This is a genomic window from Micromonospora sp. NPDC048871 (genome assembly GCF_043198155.1).
Lineage (GTDB): Bacteria > Actinomycetota > Actinomycetes > Mycobacteriales > Micromonosporaceae > Micromonospora.
This window is the reverse complement of sequence record NZ_JBICUM010000003.1, coordinates 376,539-397,088: the sequence shown is the minus strand read 5'-3', so window position 1 is coordinate 397,088 and position 20,550 is coordinate 376,539. Positions and strand designations below refer to the sequence as shown.

Sequence of the window (20,550 nt, the reverse complement as noted above, 5' to 3'; positions counted from 1 at the left end):
TGCCGCCCCTTCCACCCACAGCCCCGCTGGCAGATGGCTGGGGACACCCGACAGCGGTGGTCATCAGATGGTTTCCGTCGTCACGCCAAGTCCAGACCGCGCATGGGTCCTCCTCTCAGCAACTGTCCGCGCCCCGCGGCCGCCTCAATGGCCAGTTCTCGGGCGGTCTCGTGGTGCTGCACCGCCTCGACGGCCCGCCCCAACCCGCGCAGCGCGATGCCGAGGTCGTTGTGCACCTCCGCCTGCGCGAACCGGTGGCCGGTACGCTCCCGCAACGCCAGAGCGGCGCGCAACGCCCGCGCCGCCGCGTCATGGCGGCCCATCCGGCTTTTGATCGCACCGATATGGCCCAGCGCGTTGAGCAGGTGGAACTGGCTACCCAACTGGCGGCCCAGGTAGAGATGCAGGCGGTGCAGGCGCAGTGCCTCGTCGTACCGGCCGAGTTGGGCCAGGACGAGCCCCAGATTCGGCAGGCTGGCGTGCAGTTCCTTGTCGTCATGGCCGGTGCGCCACCGCAATCCTTCGAGTCCGACCCGCAGCGCCTCGTCTAGCTCGCCACGAATCCAGTGCACGGCGGCCAGATTGACCCGGCAACGCTCCCGGTTGACGAAATCGCCACGCTGCTCGGCGAGACTCACCGCCGCGCGGACGTGGCTCAGAGCATCGTCGTAGTTGCCCTTCCGCAGATAGGCGGAGGCGACATAGTTGTGCATGGTGACGACGGCGGCTCCGTTCTTCGCGGACCTGGCCGAATCCAGCCCGACGAGGTGCGTCCGGACGATGTCGTCGTAGTGCCCCCGCATGTAGAGGAATCGCCAGAGCACCCGAGCCAGCCGCCACGCATGTTCATGGTGGCCGCCTTCATTCGCTCGCACGACCAGCGCCACCAGGGTCGACCGCTCCTCCTCCAGCCATTCCGTCGTCCTTGGCGCCGTGGCGGCCAACAGATCCGGCAGGCGCGGCGGATCGAGGGTCACATACTTGCGCACGATTCCGGCTTCGAGGTCTTCGGCTATCGGATAGGACAGGTGCAACAGGACGTCGATCAGATCCACCAACGCCCGATCGCGGGTCTGCGCACAGTCACGCTCCACGGACAGCTCGTGGGAGAACTGCCGAATCAGGTCGTGCATCCGGTAGCGCCCGATTTTCACCTCGTCGATCAGGTGACAATCGACGAGTTCGTCGAGGGCGGCGCTGGCTTCGGCTGTCGACAGACCAGAGACCGCAGCCGAGGCCAGCCCGTCGAAGTAGCCGCCCGGATGCACGCTCAGCAGCCGAAACAACCGGCCCGCCCGACTGCCGAGCGACTCGTAGGATGCCGCGAAGGCTCCCGCCACGCTCCGGTCACCCGAGGCCAGGTGGACCAGCCGGCGGGCATTGCCGGCCAGCAGAGCAGCCAGGTCGGCCACCCGCCAGGTGGGACGATGCGCCAGCCGGGAGCCGGCGAGCCGGATCGCCAGCGGCAGGTACCCGCACTGCTGCACCACGGTCACCGCAGCCTCGGGCTCGGCCGCCACCCGTTGCGCGCCGACGGCCGAGGCGAGCAGCGCGACCCCCTCGTCCAGGCTCATCACGGGCAGCGAAACCGGCGGACCGCCGTCCAGCCAGGTGATCCTCCGCCGGGAGGTCACGATCACCACACTGCCGGGCCCGCTGGGAAGCAGTGGGAGAACCTGCTCGCTGCCGGCCGCGTTGTCCAACACGACGATCGCCCGCCGACCGGCCAGTTCCCGACGCCAGAGCGCGACCCGCTCGTCGAAGTCGGCCGGAATCCGGCTTCCCGGCACCCGGAGCTGGCGCAGCAACGCCGCCAGGGCGGCACCCGGCTCCACCACCTCGGCCAGGTCGTGCCCCTTCAGGTCGATGAACAACTGTGCGTCCGGGAAGCAGTCCATGAGCTTGGCGGCGACATGCATGGCCAGGGAGGTCTTGCCGCTGCCCGCCATGCCGTCGATGAAGTGCACGGCCGAGGCGAGGTCCGAGGCCCGTCGCGTCTCGGCCAGCAGATGCTCCACCGCTTCGGTACGGCCGACGAAGTCCGGCAACGCCCGGGGCAGGAACGACGGCGAGAAGGCCGGACTCGGCTGCCCGGTCGGCGCGGGTACGGCGGCGGGCTGTCCTGCCTGGTTCGGGTGTGCCGCCCGCTGCTGCGGTGCGGCGCGTTGTCGCGACGTGGGCCGCTGCTCGGGGGCGGTTATCCGTCGGTGGAAGTGCTGGAGTTCGTCGCCGGGTTCGATGTTGAGCTGCTCACGCAGGACTCTTCGCGCCGTGGCATAGGCGGCGACCGCCCCCGCATGGTCGCCGCGCAGGTGCAGCGCCCGCATGAGAAGCAGGTGGGCGGGTTCGCGGAGCGGCTGCGTGATCAGCAGGTTCCGTAGCACCGGCAGGGCGGCGTCGTAGTGGCCGAGCCGGATCTGCAACCTGGCGTACAACTCGGCCGCGAGCATCCGGTCCTCGGCCGCCGCCGCGGCCTGGGCGGAGAGCGACGGTCCGAGCGCGACCCCGGCCAGGGCCTCACCTCGCCACCGCGCCAACGCTTTGGACAGCAGCTCAACGGCGGTCGTCTCGTCGGAATGCACCAGGCGACGCGCCTCGGTGACCTGCGCCTGAAAGGCGAACAGGTCGATGGCCGGTCGCTCGACGTGCAGGCGATAACCGTCCTGGACGCGGGCCAGCACCTCACCCTCCGGCACCAGCGCCTCGAGACCTCGGCGCAGATTGGCGGCATAGGTACGGACATTGGGTATGGCTGACTGCGGCGGCCCGTCAGGCCACAGTTCGTCGACAAGTTGATCGACTGATACCAGTCGCCCCGGATTGCAGACGAGCATTGCCAGAACCGTCCGCTGTTTCGGTGTCCCGAGGGGCAGCACCACCGAATCGTGACGCACCGCGAGACCGCCGAGGATTTGAATCTGCACCGGCCCCTCAGCTGCACTCATAGCGTTACCGTGAGCAGTCTAGCCAGCTCAGAGCGGGCTCGTCGCCCTGGTTCTCGGCGATCGAGATCGAAGAAATGCTTTAATGGGTAAGCTTTTTGGGGATTCTTGCTCAATCAGAGTTCCCACCCGTGATCGAAGGCCAGGGAACAAGGAGGGATCACTCAGGGAATCGAACCCTCCAGCAACCAGCACGCGGCAGAACGTAACAGACGATTGCCAATCTGCCGCAATCTGTGTAATACGCCAATCAACCGGAGCAATTCACCGCAAGTCCCTCGGCCGCCCGGCAACGGCAAGAGCCGAATTCGGCTGAGGCAGAGAAATCAACCCAGCCTGGTCGCCGCTGCTCGACGAGGAGCAGCCGCAGCGCGCCTGCGGAGCGCAGCCCTTCGGTGATGAGTCAGCTCTGCCGCGCGCCGACAGATCCGGCCGACTCATTCCTGTTGGAAGGACCGCAGTTCGGCGTGATCCGAGCGGTCGACTTCCTGGAGATCCAATGCCGGTTCCAGGTGTCCCGCCCGGGTACGTATTTTCTCGCCGACTTCCACAAGTCGAACAACATCCCGTAGATAGCGGCGAACTTGATCGCAAACGGGCGCCCGGGCTGCTCCGGCGATGTCGATCTCGCATTCGCCCGCAGTGGATTCGGCCACCGGCCCACTGCCGGCCCGGCGGCGAGGCCTGCCTGGCGGGCGACCGCGATGAGCAGCCCTAGGATCACTGTGCGCGCTCGGCCGCCAGACTGACCGCCTGCCGGTTGCGGCGATCCCGACCGAAGCGATGATGTAGCCAGCAAACCAGCCTGGGGACACTAGGCCGACCAGGAATTCCCGCCAACGGAGAGGCCGGAAGTCGAAACGACCCAATGGGCGGAGTCGACCCTCCGTCAGGGCCCTGGGAACGGAACGTGACAGAGAATTGCCGTATTGGCCCATTCTGCGCAATACGACATCTTTTGGTACCAACCGGGCCCAAGTCGCTCTAGATTCGGCAGCAGCACAAGCCGAATAGAGCTGGGGGTCGAAATGAACTCGCACGAATGGGCGTGAGTCCTGCTTCTCGATGAGAAGCAGGCGCAGTACGCTTGCGGAGCGCAGCCCCTCGGTGACGAATGGGGATGACGGTTGACTTCGCAAGACCGACAGACCGGGACCGATCGGCGGCTACGGCCGCTAGTCGGTCTCGTCGTCGTTATGGCCGCAATCGCCGGCGCCGTCTCGGTCGCCCACCTGCCCAACTACGGCGCCCTGAGGGCCACCCTCCTCTGGCCCGTACTGATCACCCTGGTGGCGCTCGGCTTCATCTTCAAGGTCCGGATCCGGATCCGTTCCACCAACCACCACATCGCCTGGACCGAGACGGCGATCGTGATCGGCCTGGTGGTGGCACCCCCGTCCGTGGTCATCCTCGCCACCGGCTTCGGCGTGGCGATCGCCACCACCCTGATCCGGCTCCCGCCGATCAAACAGTTCTTCGGCATCGGCAAGAACATGCTGGTCGCCACCGCCGCCAGCCTGGTCCTCCAGCTGTTCCAGTGGCCCCCGACGAACTCCGACATCGCCAGCACCATCGTCCCGCTGACGGCCGCCTACCTCGCCGCCGTACTGCTCGACGAGTTCGTCACCCTGCCGGTCATCGCGATGGCCACCGGCACCTCGCTGGGAAAGTTGTTCCGCGAGGACTGGGGCCTGCGGCTGGCCGCCACCGTCACCCGCCTGGTCGTCATCATCGGCACCGTCCTGATGATCAAGACCGACATCCGGATGCTCCTCGCCGTACCCCCGCTGGTCCTCTGCCTGCACCTGCTCTACCTGGCCCGGGTCCGCACCCGCACCGAGCAGCAGGCCTGGCAGCGCCTCGCCCAGACCACGGACGCCCTCAATGTCGTCAAGCTGGACGAGGTCCTCACCACCGCGGTCACCCGGGCCGCCGAACTCTTCTCCGCCGACGAGGTGGAGGTGGAACTCCGCGACGACGCCCGGCTGGTCCGGGGCAACAGCGAGGGGATCAGCTACGACGGCCCCACCACCGAGGCCCCCGCCACACCCGGCACGGTCGTGCCCGCACCCCTGGAGGGACACGACCGATCCATCGACGTGGGTGAGCTGCGGCTGCGCTTCCGGGGCACCGTGCAGCTCAACGAACGGGAACGCTACACCCTGCGTACCTTCGCCTCGGCGCTGTGCACCGCGGTGCGCAACGCCCAGGCGTACGCCGAACTCGCCCGGGTGGCGCAGGCCCACGCCCACGCCGCCGCCCACGACGCGCTGACCGGGCTGGCCAATCGGCGGCAGCTGCTCGACGAAGGCAACAAACAACTGCACCAGCGGCACGCCGACGGGGTCACCGCCCTGGTCCTCATCGACCTCAACCACTTCAAGGAGGTCAACGACACCCTGGGGCACGCCGCCGGTGACCAGATGCTGATCCAGGTGGCCGAACGACTCCGCGCCGCAGCCAGCACAGGCGACCTGGTCGCCCGGCTCGGTGGCGACGAATTCGCCGTACTGCTGCGCACCCTGCCCGCCCCGGCGGTGGCCGCACCCCGGGCCGAGACCCTGCTGGCGGCGCTGCACGAACCCTTCCACATCGAAGGCCTCCAGATCAGTGTCGAGGCCAGCGGCGGTATCGCCGTCGCCCCGGCCGCCGGCGGGATGGTCGAATTGCTGCGCCGCGCCGATGTGGCGATGTACCAGGCCAAACGGGCCGGGCAACGGGTCGCCACCTACGCATCCGCCCGGGACACCGCCGACCTGGGTCGACTGGCCCTGGGCGGAGAACTGCCCCGCGCCGTCGCCGACCAGGAATTCATCGTCAACTTCCAGCCCATCGTCGACCTCGGCACCGGTGAGGTGATCGCCGCCGAGGCATTGGCCCGCTGGCGGCACCCCGCCCACGGCATGATCGACCCACTGCGGTTCCTGGAGACGGTCGAACGATCCGGGCTGCTCCCCGCCTTCGCCGAGGCGATCCTCGACCAGGCACTCATCGCCGCCGGCACCTGGCGCGACGCCGGCTTCGACGTACCGGTGGCGGTGAACGTCTCCCCCCGCAGCCTGCTGGACGCCCGATTCCCCGGAGCCGTGCTGGCCCGGCTGCGCGCCCACGACCTGCCCCCGGACCGGCTGATGCTGGAACTCACCGAAACCCTCACCCTCAGCCAACTCGACGTGGTCGACCAGGTCCTCACCCGGCTACGCGACTCCGGCGTACGCCTGGCGCTGGACGACTTCGGGACCGGCTACTCCTCCCTGTCCCTGCTCTCCCGGATCCCGGTACACGAACTGAAGATCGACCGCAGCTTCGTCACCGCCATGGAATCCTCCACCGAAGCCGCAGCCATCGTCCGCTCCACTCTCGACCTGGGCCGAAGCCTCAATCTCGCCGTGGTCGCCGAAGGGGTGGAACGGGAGCCGCAGCGCCGCGCCCTCTGGGAACTCGGCTGCGTCGCCGGTCAGGGACACCTCTTCGCCCGCCCACTGGCCGCCGGGGCCCTGCTGGCCACCCTGCAACGCGGCACCGCCGGCCGTCCGGGTCACCTGGCGACCGCACTGCACGACGCCGGTGCGGTGGTCCGGCTGGCACCCGGACGCCGTCAGGGTGGTCGAGGGCGGCCACCAGCCGGCCTGACACACTCACCCGGGTGAGTATCGCCACCGCCATCCCCTCCCGCCCGAAATGGTGGCACCGTCTCGACTCCACCGGCGGAGGCCTCGGCCTGGACCTCGGCCTCTACGCCGTCTCCGCCGCCTTCGCGGCAATCACCGCGGCAACCTCCACCCTGGTCACGCACCGACACTGGGGCGGCCTGGCCGCCCTCGGCTACCTGACCGCCGCCCTCCTGGCCACCGGCCAACTCCTGGTCCGTCGCCGGCGCCCCGACTCCGCCCTTGCCGGAGGGTCGGCCCGCTGGCTGGTCACCGGACTGGCCTGGGCCACCACCGCACTGCTGCCGCTGACCTGGCAGAGCGTCCAGCGGGCAGCCGGGCGCACCGACCGGGCGCAGGAGGAGGTGCTGGTCGTCGAGGACTCCGGTCGTCGCCTGCTGGAGACCGGCACCCCGTACCTGGGCCCCGACTCGATCGCCGCCCTGCCGCCGGGCGAACAACTGCTCGGCTACACCCCGTACCAGCCGGGCATGGCCCTGTTCGGGCTGCCCCGCGCGCTGCACGAAGCCTGGTGGACCGACGCCCGGGTCTGGTTCGCCCTCGGCACCGCCCTGGCCCTGATCCTGGCCCTGCGTCTGCTGCTGCGGCCCACCCCCACCGGGCCGACGGGCGATCCGGCCACCCTGCTGCGTGCCGTGCAGGCCGCCACCGTACTCCCGGTCTGTGCCCTGACCCTGGCCACCGGCGGGGACGACCTGCCCGTCCTCGCCCTCTGCCTGCTGGCCCTGGCCTTCGCCGCCACCGCCCGACCCGGCTGGGCCGGCATCGCGGTCGGGGCGGCCGGCGCCCTCAAGCTGTTCGCCTGGCCGGTCGCCGCAGTGCTGGTCATCTGGGGCCTCACCCGACGTGCCGGCCTGCGAGTCGCTGCCGGCGCGTTCGGGCTGCCCGCCCTGGCCCTGCTACCCACCCTGCTGGTCGACCACGGAGCCCTCGTGGAGAACGTGCTGCGTTTCCCCCTCGGACACGGCCTGGTGGCCAGCCCCGCACAGTCACCCTTCCCCGGATACCTGATCGCGGCCAACGTACCGGCCGGTCGCCTCGTCGCCGCCGCGCTGCTGGTCGCGGCCGGCCTGGCCATCGCCGTCCGACTCGCCCGCCGCCCACCCCGCACCGCCCGCACCACCAGCCTGATCTGCGGGTACGGGCTACTCACGGCGATCCTGCTGATGCCCACCACCCGATTCGGCTACCTGCTGTACCCGATCGCATTCCTGGTCTGGGCCCTGGCACTGGACCCTCCCCGGATCCGGCAACCGGCGGACGAAGAGGCCCCACGAGGCGTACACCTGAGAACATGAGCACCTACCGCGACCGCAGCGACGCCGGTCGGGCACTCGCCGAGCGGCTCACCGCACTGACCGGCCGACCGGACGTCACCGTGCTCGGCCTGGTACGCGGCGGAGTGCCGGTCGCCCGGGTCGTCGCCGAACGCCTCGGCGCCCCGCTGGACGTGCTCGTGGTCCGCAAGCTCGGAATGCCCTGGGCACCCGAGGTGGCCTTCGGCGCCCTCGGCCCAGGTGGGGTACGAGTGCTCAACGACCCGGTCGCCCGCCAACTGAACGCCGACGACATCGCCGAGGTCCAACAACGGGAGCAGGCGGAACTCGACCGCCGGGAACAGCTCTACCGCGCCGGCCGCCCACCACTGGACCTGACCGGTCGTACGGCTCTGATCGTCGACGACGGCCTGGCCACCGGGGCGACCGCCCGAGCCGCCGTCCAGGTCGCCCGGCAACTCGGCGCCCGCCGGGTCGTCCTCGCCGTGCCGGTCGGCGCCCAGGAAGCCTGCGAGCTCCTCAACGCCGAGGCCGACGAGGCGATCTGCGCCCGGCGACCAGCCGACTTCGGTGCGGTCGGGGCCTACTACGACGACTTCCACGAGATTTCCGACGAGGAAGTCACCGAGGCGCTGACCGCCACCGCATGAGCCGACCAGGTACCTTCGATTCATGAGCCTGACCTGTCCCAAGTGCCGCGGAGACATGCGCCAGTACGAGCGCAGCGGCGTCGTCATCGACCAGTGCGGCGAGTGTCGGGGCATCTTCCTCGACCGCGGTGAGCTGGAGAAGCTGTTCGAGGCCGAGGCCAACTGGAACGCCCAGCAGACCCCGCCCGCGCCGCAGCCCACCCAGCGGGTCACCCCGCCGGGCGGTTACCCGCCGCCCCCGCCCGCCCCGCACCAGCCGGGCTACGGCGCGGTGCCCCCGCCCCCCGGCTATCCCGCGCCCGCCCCCATGTACGGCCAGGGGCAGCAGCACTACGGCTACCACGGGCACTACCGGCGTAAGAAGCGCAAGAGCTTCCTCGACGACATGTTCGGCTGAGCCAGCCCACGTCCTCCGCTCCGGTGCCGATCAGACGGCGCCGGAGCGGGGGCGCTGTAGGTAGGAAGTCCTGGCCGCCTCGACGGCCCGCAGGTCAGACGATGGCCATGTCCACAAAACGCGACAGGTGCAACTGAGCCGCCACCGTCACCGTGTCGGTCGGGCCATTTCTGTGCTTGGCAACAATGAAATCCGCCTCCCCCGCCCGTGGCGACTCCTTGTCGTAGTAGTCGTCACGATGCAAAAGGATGACAACGTCGGCATCCTGTTCGATCGAGTTGTGAACGGCAATTCCGTTGGCGACGAAATTGTGCGTACCCAGCACGGTCGCGTCAAAGACGTCCTGCTCGCCGATCGGTTCGATGGATACGATCTCGTCCCAGAAAATGTCGTTGGTGGCGTGCAGGTCGAGATCGACTGCGTCGAGCACCTGGGCGATGCTCGCCAGCCGTGAGCGGCTCGGTGATCTCTTCCACATCGCACTACCGCAAAACTGTGTGCCAACCGCCCTGGCAAACTCGCGATGGGTCATGCCCCGGTCAACGAGGATCTCGCGGACTCGTTCCCAGACCTCGCGGGGCACGGTGTCGACGTTCGTGTTGCTGTTCGTCAACTCCAAGGCAGCGAGCAACCGCCCACAGTTGATCGATCGATTTCCGTGCACACCAATCTCACGCAGGAACCGCAGTTGATCGTCCCGCCCAGAGACATCGAGCGTGTACTGAGTGCGGTAACGTGCCACCGGTACGGCCTTCAAACGCGCGGTAATGCCATACCGAAGCAACAGTCGAGAGACATCCTCAAGCAGTCGTCGACTCGTTGACGAGTAGTAGATTCGGCCACCGCGCCCGGACTTATTGACGTGAACGCACCCATCGGTGGCCCACAAATGCCGGACAAACAGCGTCACCTGTTCCTTGGGCAGGCTGAATACCTGCTGCGGCACGAACTTCTCGTGCGACCTGAGCCCGAAGAGACCGAAACCGTCAAGCCATTCAGCAATCGGATTGCGTCGGCCCCGGGCAAGCCGATAGGGAGCAGGTAGCCGCAGGGTGGTGACCCGAGCCGCCGGATAGTCATCCCGGACAGCCGTGACGCCGAAGTGCTTGGCCGCCTCGGCGACCGCCTGCAAGTTGGCTTCGTCAACGCTGGCATATCGCACCGGCTGACGCCGGACGAACGACCCGTCACCGAGCAGGTGAGCAAGCAGGATCACCTCCGGTTCAGCCATAGGTCGAACGCTCAACGGTGGCGGTAGGTGCCGAGGCGTGGCGAGACGCGTACCCGCGGTCAACTCAGCGAGCGGCATCCAGCCGGCGAAGGTGAGAAACGGGTGGTTGGCCGTCGCGTCGATCTCTTTGCCCGACGCCAGCTTCATCCGGAACACCGGTCGGCGTCCACTCGGGAAAACGTGCGTCATCGTGCGTGGGGTGTATCGCAGGCTTTCGTCCAGCGCCCAGACGGGCACATCTCTGGCCCCCTGCGCCAGAAGCTGACCGAGAGTGACTTCGGAGTTGTCGTCGGCGCGGATGAGTCGGGTCTCGGCCGTCAGGCAGCCCGATTCACGCAGGTCGGACAGCTGTGGCCGCTTGTCGGTGCGTTGCTCCGGGCCACGGTTCAGCTGGCTGACCGCGATGACCGGGCACTCGACCTCCTTGGCCAGCAGCTTCAGTCCCCGGGACAGGTCCGCGACCTCCTGCTGCCGGCTCTCGGTGCGCTTCGGTGAGGTCATCAGCTGGAGGTAGTCGACCACGATCAGCTTGAGGTCGTGTCGCTGCTTGAGGCGGCGGGCCTTGGCCCGGATCTCCATGAGGTTCATGCTGGGGGTGTCGTCCACGAACAGCGGAGCCTCGCTGATCTCGCCCATGCAACGGGCCAGCTTGGTCCAGTCGTCGTCGGAGAGCTGCCCGCTGCGCAGCACATGCAGAGGCACCCGGGCCTCGGCCGAGAGCAGTCGCATGACGATCTCGACCTTGCTCATTTCCAGCGAGAAGATGGCCGCTGCCTGATTCGCCCTGATGGCAGCATTCCGGGCGAAGTCCATGCTCGCGGTGCTGTTGTGAGTGGGAATCATCGACCGACCGGCCAGGTACAGATGGTCCTCGTTGTCGACCGTCACGCACCGCACCGGGACGCTCGGCACCGGGCGCACGTCCACGATGTAGCGGGACCGGGTACCCGCGCGACCGACCGCAGATCGGCGCGTCGCGTGCGACTCGCGCTTCCGGGTCAGCCGGAACACCTCGTCCGAGGTCGAGAAGTTCAGCGTGAAAGCCGTCGAGCTCTCGGGAGTGCGACCGCTGACTCGCCTACGGTTGATCGAGCATCGATAGCCCAGGCTGACGACGAGCTCGTACACGTCCGCGGCCATCCGCTCCGAGGTGGTGGTGTATTGGACGTGTCCGGCCGGCGCGACGGTACCGTCGGTGTCGAGCAGTCCGGCCAGCAACTGCCGTCGCTGCTCCTCCGATGCTCGGAGGTAGGGCTGCGGAATGTGCTTGTCGTTCAGGACACCGGCGGCTCGAAGCAGTCCGGTGATCGCGGTTCCGCTTCCCGGGGTGACCAGGAAGCCATCGGCTTCGACGTACTGGGCGATCTCCGGGTCCGCCGACGTGAACCGGGCACCTGCGGAGTGCCCGTCACCCAGCCACACCCCAAGGGTGTACGGGGGGATCGGCAGATCCTCGCGGGCCGGCAGGGACAGCGGCCGAGCATTGTCCACCGCGTGGTTCGCGCGCCCGTCAGCCGGATGCCGCAGGGTCGCGGCGATGTGCTCGGTGGTGACGGCCCGAGGGTGTGCCACCGTCGTCTCGCTGTTCATGAGCCGATTCACCCGGCTCAGGTGCGCGTCGAACAACGCGTGGGCGTTGTAGGCGTCAACCGTCCGACGCCAGGGCCTGCCGTTGCGGGAGTACTGACGTTCGACCGTGCCGGCGACCCCGACCTTGGCAGCCACGACGTGCAGGATGTTCCGGAACTCGGAGCCGGCGATCTCCACGGCCTCCCGGTAGGTGACGAGTCGGTCCGGGGCGGCGACGACGGCCCGGTGTACGGCTACCGCCTTGGCACGTGACGGAGCGTCCCACTGGTGACGCGGCCGGAGCTCGTTCTGTTGGCGGCGCGAGGCCCTGGTGGTCGTCGTCCACAGGTGCTCGGCATCGGCGACGATGACCGAACCGTCGGAGAACTCGACCTCGTAGCAGGGGCGACCGTGGCGGACCTCGAAGGCGTGCGTGACGGTGGTGGGTCGGCCGTCCGCACCGATCAGCTGATCGCCGACCTGCACCTCGCCCATCGTCGTCCAACCGGTCGGAGTCGGCAGGGGTGTGTCGAGGGCGAGTGCCTTTCCGAGACCAGGTCGGCCCGCCACGATGATCAATTGGCCGGCGTGCAGGCCGTTGAGCAGCCGGTCCAGGTCGGTGAAGCCGGTGGGTACCCCGGTCATCACCCCGCCCTGGGCGCCGACGGCCTCGATCTCGTCGAGGGTCGGCTGGAGCATGTCGGCGAGTACGGCGAAGTCCTCGCTCACCCGCCGCTCGGTGACGTCGTAGACGGCCTGCTGGGCCAGGTCGACGACGTCGTCGACATCTCGGCTACCGCCACTGGCGGTGCCGTAGCCGAGCTGGACGATGCGGGTACCCGCCTCCACGAGTCGCCGCAGCACGGCGCGCTCGCTGACGATCCGCGCGTAGTAGGCCGCGTTCGCGGCCGTGGGCACGCTGGCGATCAGGGTGTGCAGGTAGGGCGCACCACCGACGCGGGCCAGGTCACCGGAGTCCGCCAGGGCCGCCGCCACGGTGATCGCGTCGGCGGGCTCACCGCGGCCGTAGATCTCCAGAATGATGTCGAAGATGGTGGCGTGCACCGGCCGGTAGAAGTCGTTGGTCTTGAGAATCTCGACGACGTCGGCGATGGCGTCCTTGGACAGCAACATGCCGCCCAGAACGCATTGTTCAGCGGCGATGTCCTGTGGCGGGGTCTTGTCGAAGTGGCCGTCTGATTGCGGCGGGCCGGATGATGGACCGCCCCTGAACGGCTCTGTCCGCATGTCGTCGGTGACCGACACTGGCCCCCCCTCCACTGCGTCGGTGCGGCTCCGGGCAGGCTCGCCCGGGTACCACCAAGGTTGACGTCCGCGTCGATCGGGGGCCATCGGGCGGGCGGCTGGGGCCACCATACGGAACCCGAGGTCAGGCACTCAACCGCAGCGGTGGACGAGCCTCGGGACAACCTGTGGACACCGGTGGGCAGAGCTGTGCGCAGGTTGTGCACAGGGTGTGGATAACTGCTGAAGATCCCTCCACACTCCGCTTCTGACCTGCACAGACTTCATCCACAGCCTGTGGATACAAATTTCCGGGTAGGGCTTTGTCCCGATACTCCCGTAGGATCGGTGCCTACGGCTACACCTGGACAATCGGTGGCCTACGGCTACACCTGGACAGCGGATTGCACTTTCGGTTGAGAAGGGTCACGCTCCGGCCGTGAGTTACCGGGACTGGGCACGCGGGGAGGATGGCCCGCGTGAGCGACGGCCGACCGCGTCGTGGGCCGATCCCGTCGGTAGCGGTCCGGAGGACCCCTACGACTCCGCCGTCGAGCGTTACCGCACCCCTAGCCGCCGCCGGGCGATCGAGCGTGGACAGGACGAGCCGGCCGAGCCGTACCTGCCGCGATGGGCGCTGGAGTCGGGCGTACGCAGCGTGGACGGCGGCGGCCGGCACGCCGCCCCGGACGACGACGCCGACGACGAGGCCGGTCCCCGCGATGCGGGCAGTCGTCGTACCCCGGAGACCACCGGCCGTGGCCGGCGGGCCGCTCGTTCGGCGGAGCGTGACTTCCCGTTCGCCGCTCCGGAGTCCTCCTCGGATCACATCCGGGAGTGGCGGTTCGACCGACCCCAGGACGACGGGTACGTCGGCAGTCGGCGGGCGGCCGACGATGACCCGGTGTCCGGTGTGGCGCCGCGGAGCCGGCCCCGTCGGGCCCAGTCCCGGCACCGCCAGGTGACCTGGTCGGACCTGCCTGAGGAGAGTGAGCAGCCGGCCGGCTCAGAGCCGACCGCCACGGAGCCGGCGCGGCGTCGTCGTCGCGCCCCGGAGTCCGCTTCCGCCCCGGCGGTGGATCCGTGGGAGCGGGCGGCGGAGCCGTGGGAGCGCCGGGCCAGATCGGAAGGCGTACGGCCTGCGGTCGATCCCTGGGACGCTTCCGGTCTGCATGCCTGGCACCAGTCTGCCGAGGCCGGTATCCGGGGGGAGCCGACTTCCGCCGACCCATGGGACGCCGACAGCACCAATCAGTGGCTGCGGACCTCCGGCTCGGATCAGTGGCTTGAGCCGGACCAGACGGGTCAGTGGCTTCAGCCGGACCAGACAGGTCAGTGGGAGGGTGCGGCGGCCGAGACCGACCAGTGGGATCGGCGGCGTGGCGGGACCCGGTGGGAAGGGTATTCCGGGCCGGATCAGTGGGACCGTACGCAGCCTCCGGGTTCGCGAGCCACCTCGGGTGCCGGGCAGTGGTCCTGGGCTGAGCCAGAGCCGGAGCCGGCGCAGGAGGGTTTCTGGCCGGGCACCCGGTTGGCCGGTGACGATCCGCGTTGGGTGGAGGCTAGTGCTTCGGCACCGAGATCGCCGGTCGTCGGGTACACCGCGCCTCGTCCGCGTACGGCTGCCCGGCGGCGCCCGGTCGCGGCGCCTGCGCCTCGGCAGACAGGTATGGCCTCGGTACGGCGGCGCATCGAGGCGGTCGGTGCCGGCGGGTGGAGCCGGCGGCTGGAAGACGACCTGCTGGACCCGGATCCCGGGGCGCCCTGGTTGCCGCTGCTCTACACCGCGGGCTGCTATCTGCTACCCGCAGTGGTGATCTTCATCTGGCTGCTGACCTTGGATGGTGCGCCGCCCACGGGCTGTGTGACCGACATCAGCGGCGGGGGTTGCGAGTCGCCACGGGCCCGGGCCTTCGGAGCGATGGTGGCGGGAACCCCCCGCTTCGGACTGGCGTTGGTGAGCAGTCTGGTGGTCGCCATGTTGTTGCGGCGGGTCGGTACCACCTGGAAGCCGACGACGGTGGCGCTAGCGGCGGCGGTGGTCGGTGGCGGCCTCTCCACGGTGTTGATCAGCGCGGTGACCGGCCAGCCCATCGGCTGAGGGGCCGCCGCACCGGCGGACCCGGGCTTGCCTCGCGCCGCCGATGGTGCGCTCAACGTGACCGGGCCTGCACCATGCTGGTGCAGGCCCGGTCAGTTGCCGTCTTGCGGGGTCAGCCCTGCACGACGTTGAGGTTGAACGTGGCGGTCACCTCGGGGTGCAGCTTGATCCGCACCGGGTGCGACCCGATCGACTTGATGTGACCGGACACCTCCAGCCGACGACGGTCGAGCGACGGGCCGCCGGCCGCCTTGACGGCGTCGACGATCTCGGCCGGGGTGACCGAGCCGAACAGCCGACCGCCCTCGCCGGCGCGGGCCTTGAGGTTGACCTTGAGTGCCTCGAGCTGGCCCTTGACCTCGTTGGCGTGGCCGAGGTCGCGGATCTCCCGGGCCGAGCGGGCCCGCTTGATCAGGGTGACCTGCTTCTCGGCGCCCTTGGTCCAGGCGATCGCGAAGCCCTGCGGGAGGAGGTAGTTACGGCCGTAGCCGTTCTTGACCTCCACGATGTCGCCCGGGGCGCCGAGCCCGGACACTTCCTGAGTCAGGATGATCTTCATGTCGGCACCTCCTCTCAGCGGGCCGTCGCCGTGTACGGCAGCAACGCCATCTCACGGGCGTTCTTGACCGCGCGGGCGATCTGCCGCTGCTGCTGCGAGGTGACGCCGGTCACCCGCCGAGCGCGGATCTTGCCGCGGTCGGAGATGAACTTGCGCAGCAGCGCGGTGTCCTTGTAATCGATGTAGGTGATCCCGTCCTTGTCGAGCGGGTTCACCTTCTTCTTCGGCTTGCGCAGTGCCGCAGCCTTCGCCATTGCTCTTGCTCCTGGTTTACGATCACGGGCGCTCGGCGCCATTAGAACGGTGGCTCCTCATCGAAGTTGCCGCCACCCGAACGTGAGGGTGCCGGTGCGGCCGAAGCCCAGGGGTCGTCGAAGTTGCCTCCGCCGCCGCCCTGGCCACCACCACCGCCGCCGCCGAAGCCGCCGCCACCGCCACCGGAGCGGGACATCTTCTGCACCTTCGCCGTGGCGTAGCGCAGGGATGGGCCGATCTCGTCGACCTCCAGCTCGATGACGGTGCGCTTCTCGCCCTCGCGGGTCTCGTAGGACCGCTGACGCAGCCGGCCCGACACGATCACGCGGGCGCCGCGCTGAAGCGACTCCGCCACGTGCTCCGCGGCCTGACGCCAGACGGTGCACGAGAGGAACAGCGGCTCGCCGTCCTTCCACTCGCCGGAGGCCTTGTCCATGAACCGGGGCGTCGAAGCGACCCGGAACTTGGCGACCGCGGCCCCGGAGGGGGTGAACCGCAACTCGGGGTCATCGGTCAGGTTGCCGATGACCGTGATGGTGGTGTCTCCTGCCATGACCATCTCCTCGCGCACTCATACGTATGCCGTACAGGTTCTCAGAACCCTCCGACAGCACGGATGAGGCTGATCCGGGTGGGGGCTGGGTGGATTGCTTAGCGCATCTCCGGCCGGATGACCTTGGTGCGCAGCACGGACTCGTTGAGCCGGAGCTGACGGTCCAGCTCCGCCACGGCCTCCGGCGTCGCCTGAAGATCGACGACGGCGTAGATGCCTTCGGCCTTCTTGTTGATCTCGTACGCGAGGCGCCGGCGGCCCCACACGTCGGTCTTCTCCACCGAGCCACCCGCGGTCCGGATCACGTTCAGGTACGTGTCGAGCGACGGGGCGACGGTGCGCTCCTCGAGGCTGGGGTCGAGGATCACCATGATCTCGTAATGACGCAAGACTTACTCACCTCCTGTGGGCTATGCGGCCACGGTCCTTCCGTGGCAGGAGGTCGTGCGTCGTGGCCCGCCCCGACCAGGGGAACCCGATGCGGGAGCGGACAACCTGACCAGAATACCCGGCCCAGACGATCACCAGCCGCGAGGTGACCGTGCACAGCGAGCCGGGGGTCCGGGTCGACGTCGCTGTCGACCCGGACCCCCGGTTCAGATGACCGCGAGGCGCCTCGTCCGCATTCCTTGGGTGGGACCTGGGGAGGAACGACCACACCGATGAGGTTGGACCGGAGACGCCCCGCGGAGCTTTATCATGTTGTTATCTGACGTTATCGCTGAAGTCAGTGCTTCGCGGGCGAAATCCCAGAATTACCGACAAATTCCTCTACCGCCGGTCGTCGATGCTCGCCACCGACCAGATTGCAGTTGTCGACATCCACCGGGATCAACGACTCCGGTCAGCCACGGTGACGCGATCCGGTGGTGGGTCACCATGCCTGTCAGGTACGCGACGTAGGCTCCCCTGCATGCGTATCGGAGCCCACGTCGATCCGACCGACCCGCTGGCGGAGGCGACTGCCCGAGCGGCCGACGCCGTGCAGTTCTTCCTCGCCGACCCCCAGGGTTGGAAGGCGCCACAGCCGCGTGACGATGCGGAGCGGCTGCGCACCGCCGAGGTCGAGGTCTATGTGCACGCGCCGTACGTCATCAACGTCGCCACCGGCAACAACCGCATCCGGATTCCCAGCCGCAAGCTGCTGCTCGCCCACGCCAAGGCGGCGACGGCCATCGGCGCCAAGGGCCTGGTGGTGCACGGTGGGCATGTCAACGCCGGTGACGACCCGCAGACCGGCTTCGACAACTGGCGCAAGGCCCTGGCCTACGCCCAGGAGGCGGGCGGCTTCGGGCTGCCGGTGCTGATCGAGAACACCGCCGGCGGCGAGAACGCCTGCGCTCGACGGCTCGATGCCCTGGCCCGGTTGTGGGACGCCGTCGGTGACCACGAGGTCGGCTTCTGCCTCGACACCTGCCACGCCCACGCCGGTGGCGAGGAACTCCTCGACCTGGTGGATCGGGTCAAGGCCATCACCGGGCGGATCGACCTGGTGCACGCCAACAACTCCAAGGACGGCTTCGGGTCCGGTCGGGACCGTCACGACAACCTGCGCGGCGGGACGATCGATCCGCAACTGCTGGTGGCCGTGATCCGGGCCGCCGGAGCCCCGGTCATCGTGGAGACCCCGGGCGGCACCACCGGGCAGAGCGAGGACATCGCCTTCCTGCGCACCCAGCTCGACCCGGAGACGGCGGTGCGATGACGACGGACCAGTCCCCCTCCGGCAGCCCACGGCCGACCGCCGGTGACGATCCGCTCCGCAGAGATCCCGCCGAGGGGCGGCCCGACACCGAGTCGGTAGCGGATACGTCGACCTCCGGCGGCGAGAAGCCGGCCCAGGTCGCCCCGGACCCGAAGCAGCCGAAGTCCGATCGCACCGCAGCGCAGCCCGCCAACGGCAACGGCCGCAAGCCTGCCGACAAGTCGGGCGAGGCGAAGACGGGCAAGGGCGCCAGCCCCACGGCTTCCTCCGACGCCGGTGCGAAGAAGGCCTCGGGGCAGCCGGCCGGCAGCACGGACCAGGCCGGCACGAGCAACGAGTCGACCCCCGGTGCGGCCAGGAAACCAGGACCCGGTGACAGCACGGAGCCGCCGACCGGCAGGGGCAAGAAGCCGACCGACGACGGCAGGAAGCCGGCAACCGGCAAGGGCAAGAAGCCGACCGACGACGGCGAGAAGCCCGCAACCGGCAAGGACAAGCCCGAAGACGACGCGGCCAGCAAGGACAAGAAGCCCGAGGACGATGCGGGCAGGAAGCCGGGGACCGACGAGGGTAAGAGCGACGGCAAGGACAAGGCCGAGGACGAGGATCCGTGGGCCGCGTTCGGGCCCGCCCCCGAACCGAGGCCGAGATGGTACGGGCGGCTGGCCCGCCGGTCCGGTCGGCTCCTGATCCACGAGTGGACCCTGGCCGTACTCGGCTCTCTGGCGTTGGCCGTGCTGATGACCTGGCCGACCCTGCGCTATCCCCGTCACACCCTGCCCCACGACTACTGGGACCCGAGCCTGCAGGCCTGGCAGATGGCCTGGTCGGGGCAGGCCCTACGCACCGACCCGGCCCAACTGTGGCACTCCAACGCCTTCTTCCCGGAGCGGTGGAGTTTCGCCTTCTCCGACACCCTGCTCGGCTACGCGCCGGCTGGGCTGATCGGTAGCGGGCCCGAGGACGCCCTCCTCCGGTACAACATCATGTTCGTGCTGGCCCACGCGCTGGCCACCTTCGGTGCGTACGTGCTGGCGCGTCAGCTCGGTGCGGGCCGGATCGGTTCCGCGGTGGCCGGGGTCAGCTACGCCTACGCCCCCTGGCTGTTGTCCCAGGCGGGACACCTGCACGTCATCTCCAACGGAGGCATTCCGTTGGCCCTGGCCATGCTGGCCCGGGGGCACGGTTGGTCACTGCGGCACGGCTACCGACCCGAACACCGGCATGAGGGCTGGGTCTACACCGGCTGGTTGGTCGCCGCCTGGCAGTTGAGCCTGGGCTTCGGCATCGGCCTGCCGTTCGCGTACGTCCTCGCGGGCACGGTCCTCGTGGCCCTGCTGATCTGGTTCGCCAAGCGGATCTTCTGGCGGGTCAAGCGACCCTTCGGTCAGCGGCTGTTCGCGGCCGACCTGATCGGCGGGCTGATCTTCGCCGGGGTCGGTGTGCTGCTGGCCATGCCCTACTTCACGGTGGCGCAACTGCATCCCAACGCCGAGCGCAGCATCGACGACATCGCCGCCTTCTCGCCGCCGGCCAGCAGCTTCGTCACCGCCCCGGGGGAGTCCCGCATCTGGGGTGGGCTGCACGAGGGGGCCCGGGCCATCCTGCCGTGGCATCCGGAGATGACCCTGCTGCCCGGCTTCGCGCTCTACGCGCTGGCCCTCGGTGGCCTGTTCTTCTCGATCTGGACCATCCGGCAACGGCTGTTCCTGCTGGCCGGGGTCCTGGTGGCGATGATCCTGTCGATGGGCACCCGGTTCTTCGGCGGCGACTTCACCTACGGACCCCTGTTCGAGTACCTGCCCGGCTGGAACGGCATCCGTACCCCCGGTCGGCTGATGCTCTGGGCCACCCTGCTGCTCGGGTTGCTGGCGGCGGGCGCGGTGAGCGCCTTCTCGCAGCGGGTGCGGGAGGTCTACGCCGAGCGGATCCCGTCCTGGCCCAGCCCGTGGCTGCGGCTGGCCACCCTGCTTCCGTTGCTGCTGGTCATAGTCGAGGGCACGAACACCACCCCGCATCCGGTGGTGCCGAAGCAGCCGGCCGCCATGCGGACCGTCGACGGCCCGTTGCTGGTGCTGCCCAGCAGCCAGAACCACGACCAGCCGGTGATGCTGTGGTCCACCACCCGGTTCCAGGACGTCGTCAACGGCGGCAGCGGGTTCACCCCTCGCCAGCTCAACGACGTCCGCCAGGTGACCATGACCTTCCCTGACCAGACCAGCGTCGACTACCTGCGCACCCTAGGCGTACAGAATGTGCTGGTGCTGCGCGAGGAGATCGCCGGTACGCCGTGGGAGGTCAGTGTCGACGCGCCCCTGGACGGGTTGGACATCACCCGCGAGGAGATGGGCTCGGTCGTCCTGTTCCGGCTCTGAGGCTCCGGGGCACCCCGGCG

General features: G+C 69.0%; 13 protein-coding genes. 7 read left to right on the top strand and 6 right to left on the bottom strand.

Annotation, left to right across the window (positions count from 1 at the left end):
- Window positions 1-80: 80 nt before the first annotated feature.
- A complete protein-coding gene (locus ACGFIK_RS10745; protein ID WP_393338894.1) occupies window positions 81-2,945 on the bottom strand; it encodes a BTAD domain-containing putative transcriptional regulator in 2,865 nt (954 codons plus the stop codon).
- A 1,193-nt stretch (window positions 2,946-4,138) separates the two neighbouring features.
- Between ACGFIK_RS10745 and ACGFIK_RS10740 the strand changes: the two genes are divergently transcribed.
- From ACGFIK_RS10740 to ACGFIK_RS10725, 4 genes are read left to right on the top strand one after another with little or no spacing between them, the layout of a single operon-like run.
- A complete protein-coding gene (locus ACGFIK_RS10740; RefSeq protein WP_327023543.1) occupies window positions 4,139-6,592 on the top strand; it encodes a bifunctional diguanylate cyclase/phosphodiesterase in 2,454 nt (817 codons plus the stop codon).
- A 2-nt stretch (window positions 6,593-6,594) separates the two neighbouring features.
- Complete coding sequence (locus tag ACGFIK_RS10735; RefSeq protein ID WP_393339014.1) at window positions 6,595-7,911, top strand: glycosyltransferase 87 family protein; 1,317 nt, start codon at window positions 6,595-6,597, stop codon at window positions 7,909-7,911.
- Window positions 7,908-8,540, top strand: coding sequence for a phosphoribosyltransferase (locus ACGFIK_RS10730; RefSeq protein WP_327023542.1), 633 nt, complete (start codon window positions 7,908-7,910; stop codon window positions 8,538-8,540). Before ACGFIK_RS10735 ends, ACGFIK_RS10730 begins: the two co-directional genes overlap by 4 nt.
- Window positions 8,541-8,562: 22 nt before the next feature.
- A complete protein-coding gene (locus tag ACGFIK_RS10725) occupies window positions 8,563-8,937 on the top strand; it encodes a zf-TFIIB domain-containing protein (protein WP_327023541.1) in 375 nt (124 codons plus the stop codon).
- A 94-nt stretch (window positions 8,938-9,031) separates the two neighbouring features.
- On the opposite strand, the gene ACGFIK_RS10720 is transcribed toward ACGFIK_RS10725, so the two are convergent.
- Window positions 9,032-12,871, bottom strand: a complete 3,840-nt coding sequence (locus tag ACGFIK_RS10720) for a replicative DNA helicase (RefSeq protein WP_393339012.1) — start codon at window positions 12,869-12,871, stop codon at window positions 9,032-9,034.
- Window positions 12,872-13,421: 550 nt separating this feature from the next.
- Here ACGFIK_RS10720 and ACGFIK_RS10715 point away from each other — a divergent pair.
- Entirely contained in the window at window positions 13,422-15,083 is a 1,662-nt protein-coding gene (locus ACGFIK_RS10715) for a hypothetical protein (RefSeq protein ID WP_327023540.1), read from the top strand.
- A 112-nt stretch (window positions 15,084-15,195) separates the two neighbouring features.
- Here the strand turns inward: ACGFIK_RS10715 and rplI are convergent, their stop codons facing one another.
- From rplI to rpsF, 4 genes are all read right to left on the bottom strand, one after another.
- Window positions 15,196-15,642: a 50S ribosomal protein L9 gene (gene rplI, locus ACGFIK_RS10710; RefSeq protein ID WP_013736574.1), complete on the bottom strand. Its 447-nt coding sequence runs from the start codon at window positions 15,640-15,642 to the stop codon at window positions 15,196-15,198.
- A gap of 14 nt (window positions 15,643-15,656) precedes the next feature.
- Window positions 15,657-15,896 carry a 30S ribosomal protein S18 gene (gene rpsR / locus ACGFIK_RS10705; RefSeq protein WP_007073789.1) on the bottom strand — a complete coding sequence of 80 codons (240 nt, stop codon included), beginning with the start codon at window positions 15,894-15,896 and terminating at the stop codon, window positions 15,657-15,659.
- A 41-nt stretch (window positions 15,897-15,937) separates the two neighbouring features.
- Window positions 15,938-16,468 (bottom strand): single-stranded DNA-binding protein, encoded by a 531-nt coding sequence (locus ACGFIK_RS10700; protein WP_327023539.1) that lies wholly within the window; start codon window positions 16,466-16,468, stop codon window positions 15,938-15,940.
- An 80-nt stretch (window positions 16,469-16,548) separates the two neighbouring features.
- Window positions 16,549-16,839, bottom strand: a complete 291-nt coding sequence (gene rpsF / locus ACGFIK_RS10695) for a 30S ribosomal protein S6 (protein WP_013736576.1) — start codon at window positions 16,837-16,839, stop codon at window positions 16,549-16,551.
- 524 nt (window positions 16,840-17,363) lie between these two features.
- Between rpsF and ACGFIK_RS10690 the strand changes: the two genes are divergently transcribed.
- Window positions 17,364-18,155, top strand: coding sequence for a deoxyribonuclease IV (locus ACGFIK_RS10690; protein WP_327023538.1), 792 nt, complete (start codon window positions 17,364-17,366; stop codon window positions 18,153-18,155).
- The gene (locus ACGFIK_RS10685; RefSeq protein WP_393338889.1) at window positions 18,152-20,530 is read left to right on the top strand and encodes a hypothetical protein; all 2,379 of its coding nucleotides are present in this window, start codon (window positions 18,152-18,154) and stop codon (window positions 20,528-20,530) included. Before ACGFIK_RS10690 ends, ACGFIK_RS10685 begins: the two co-directional genes overlap by 4 nt.
- The last annotated feature ends 20 nt before the right edge of the window (window positions 20,531-20,550 follow it).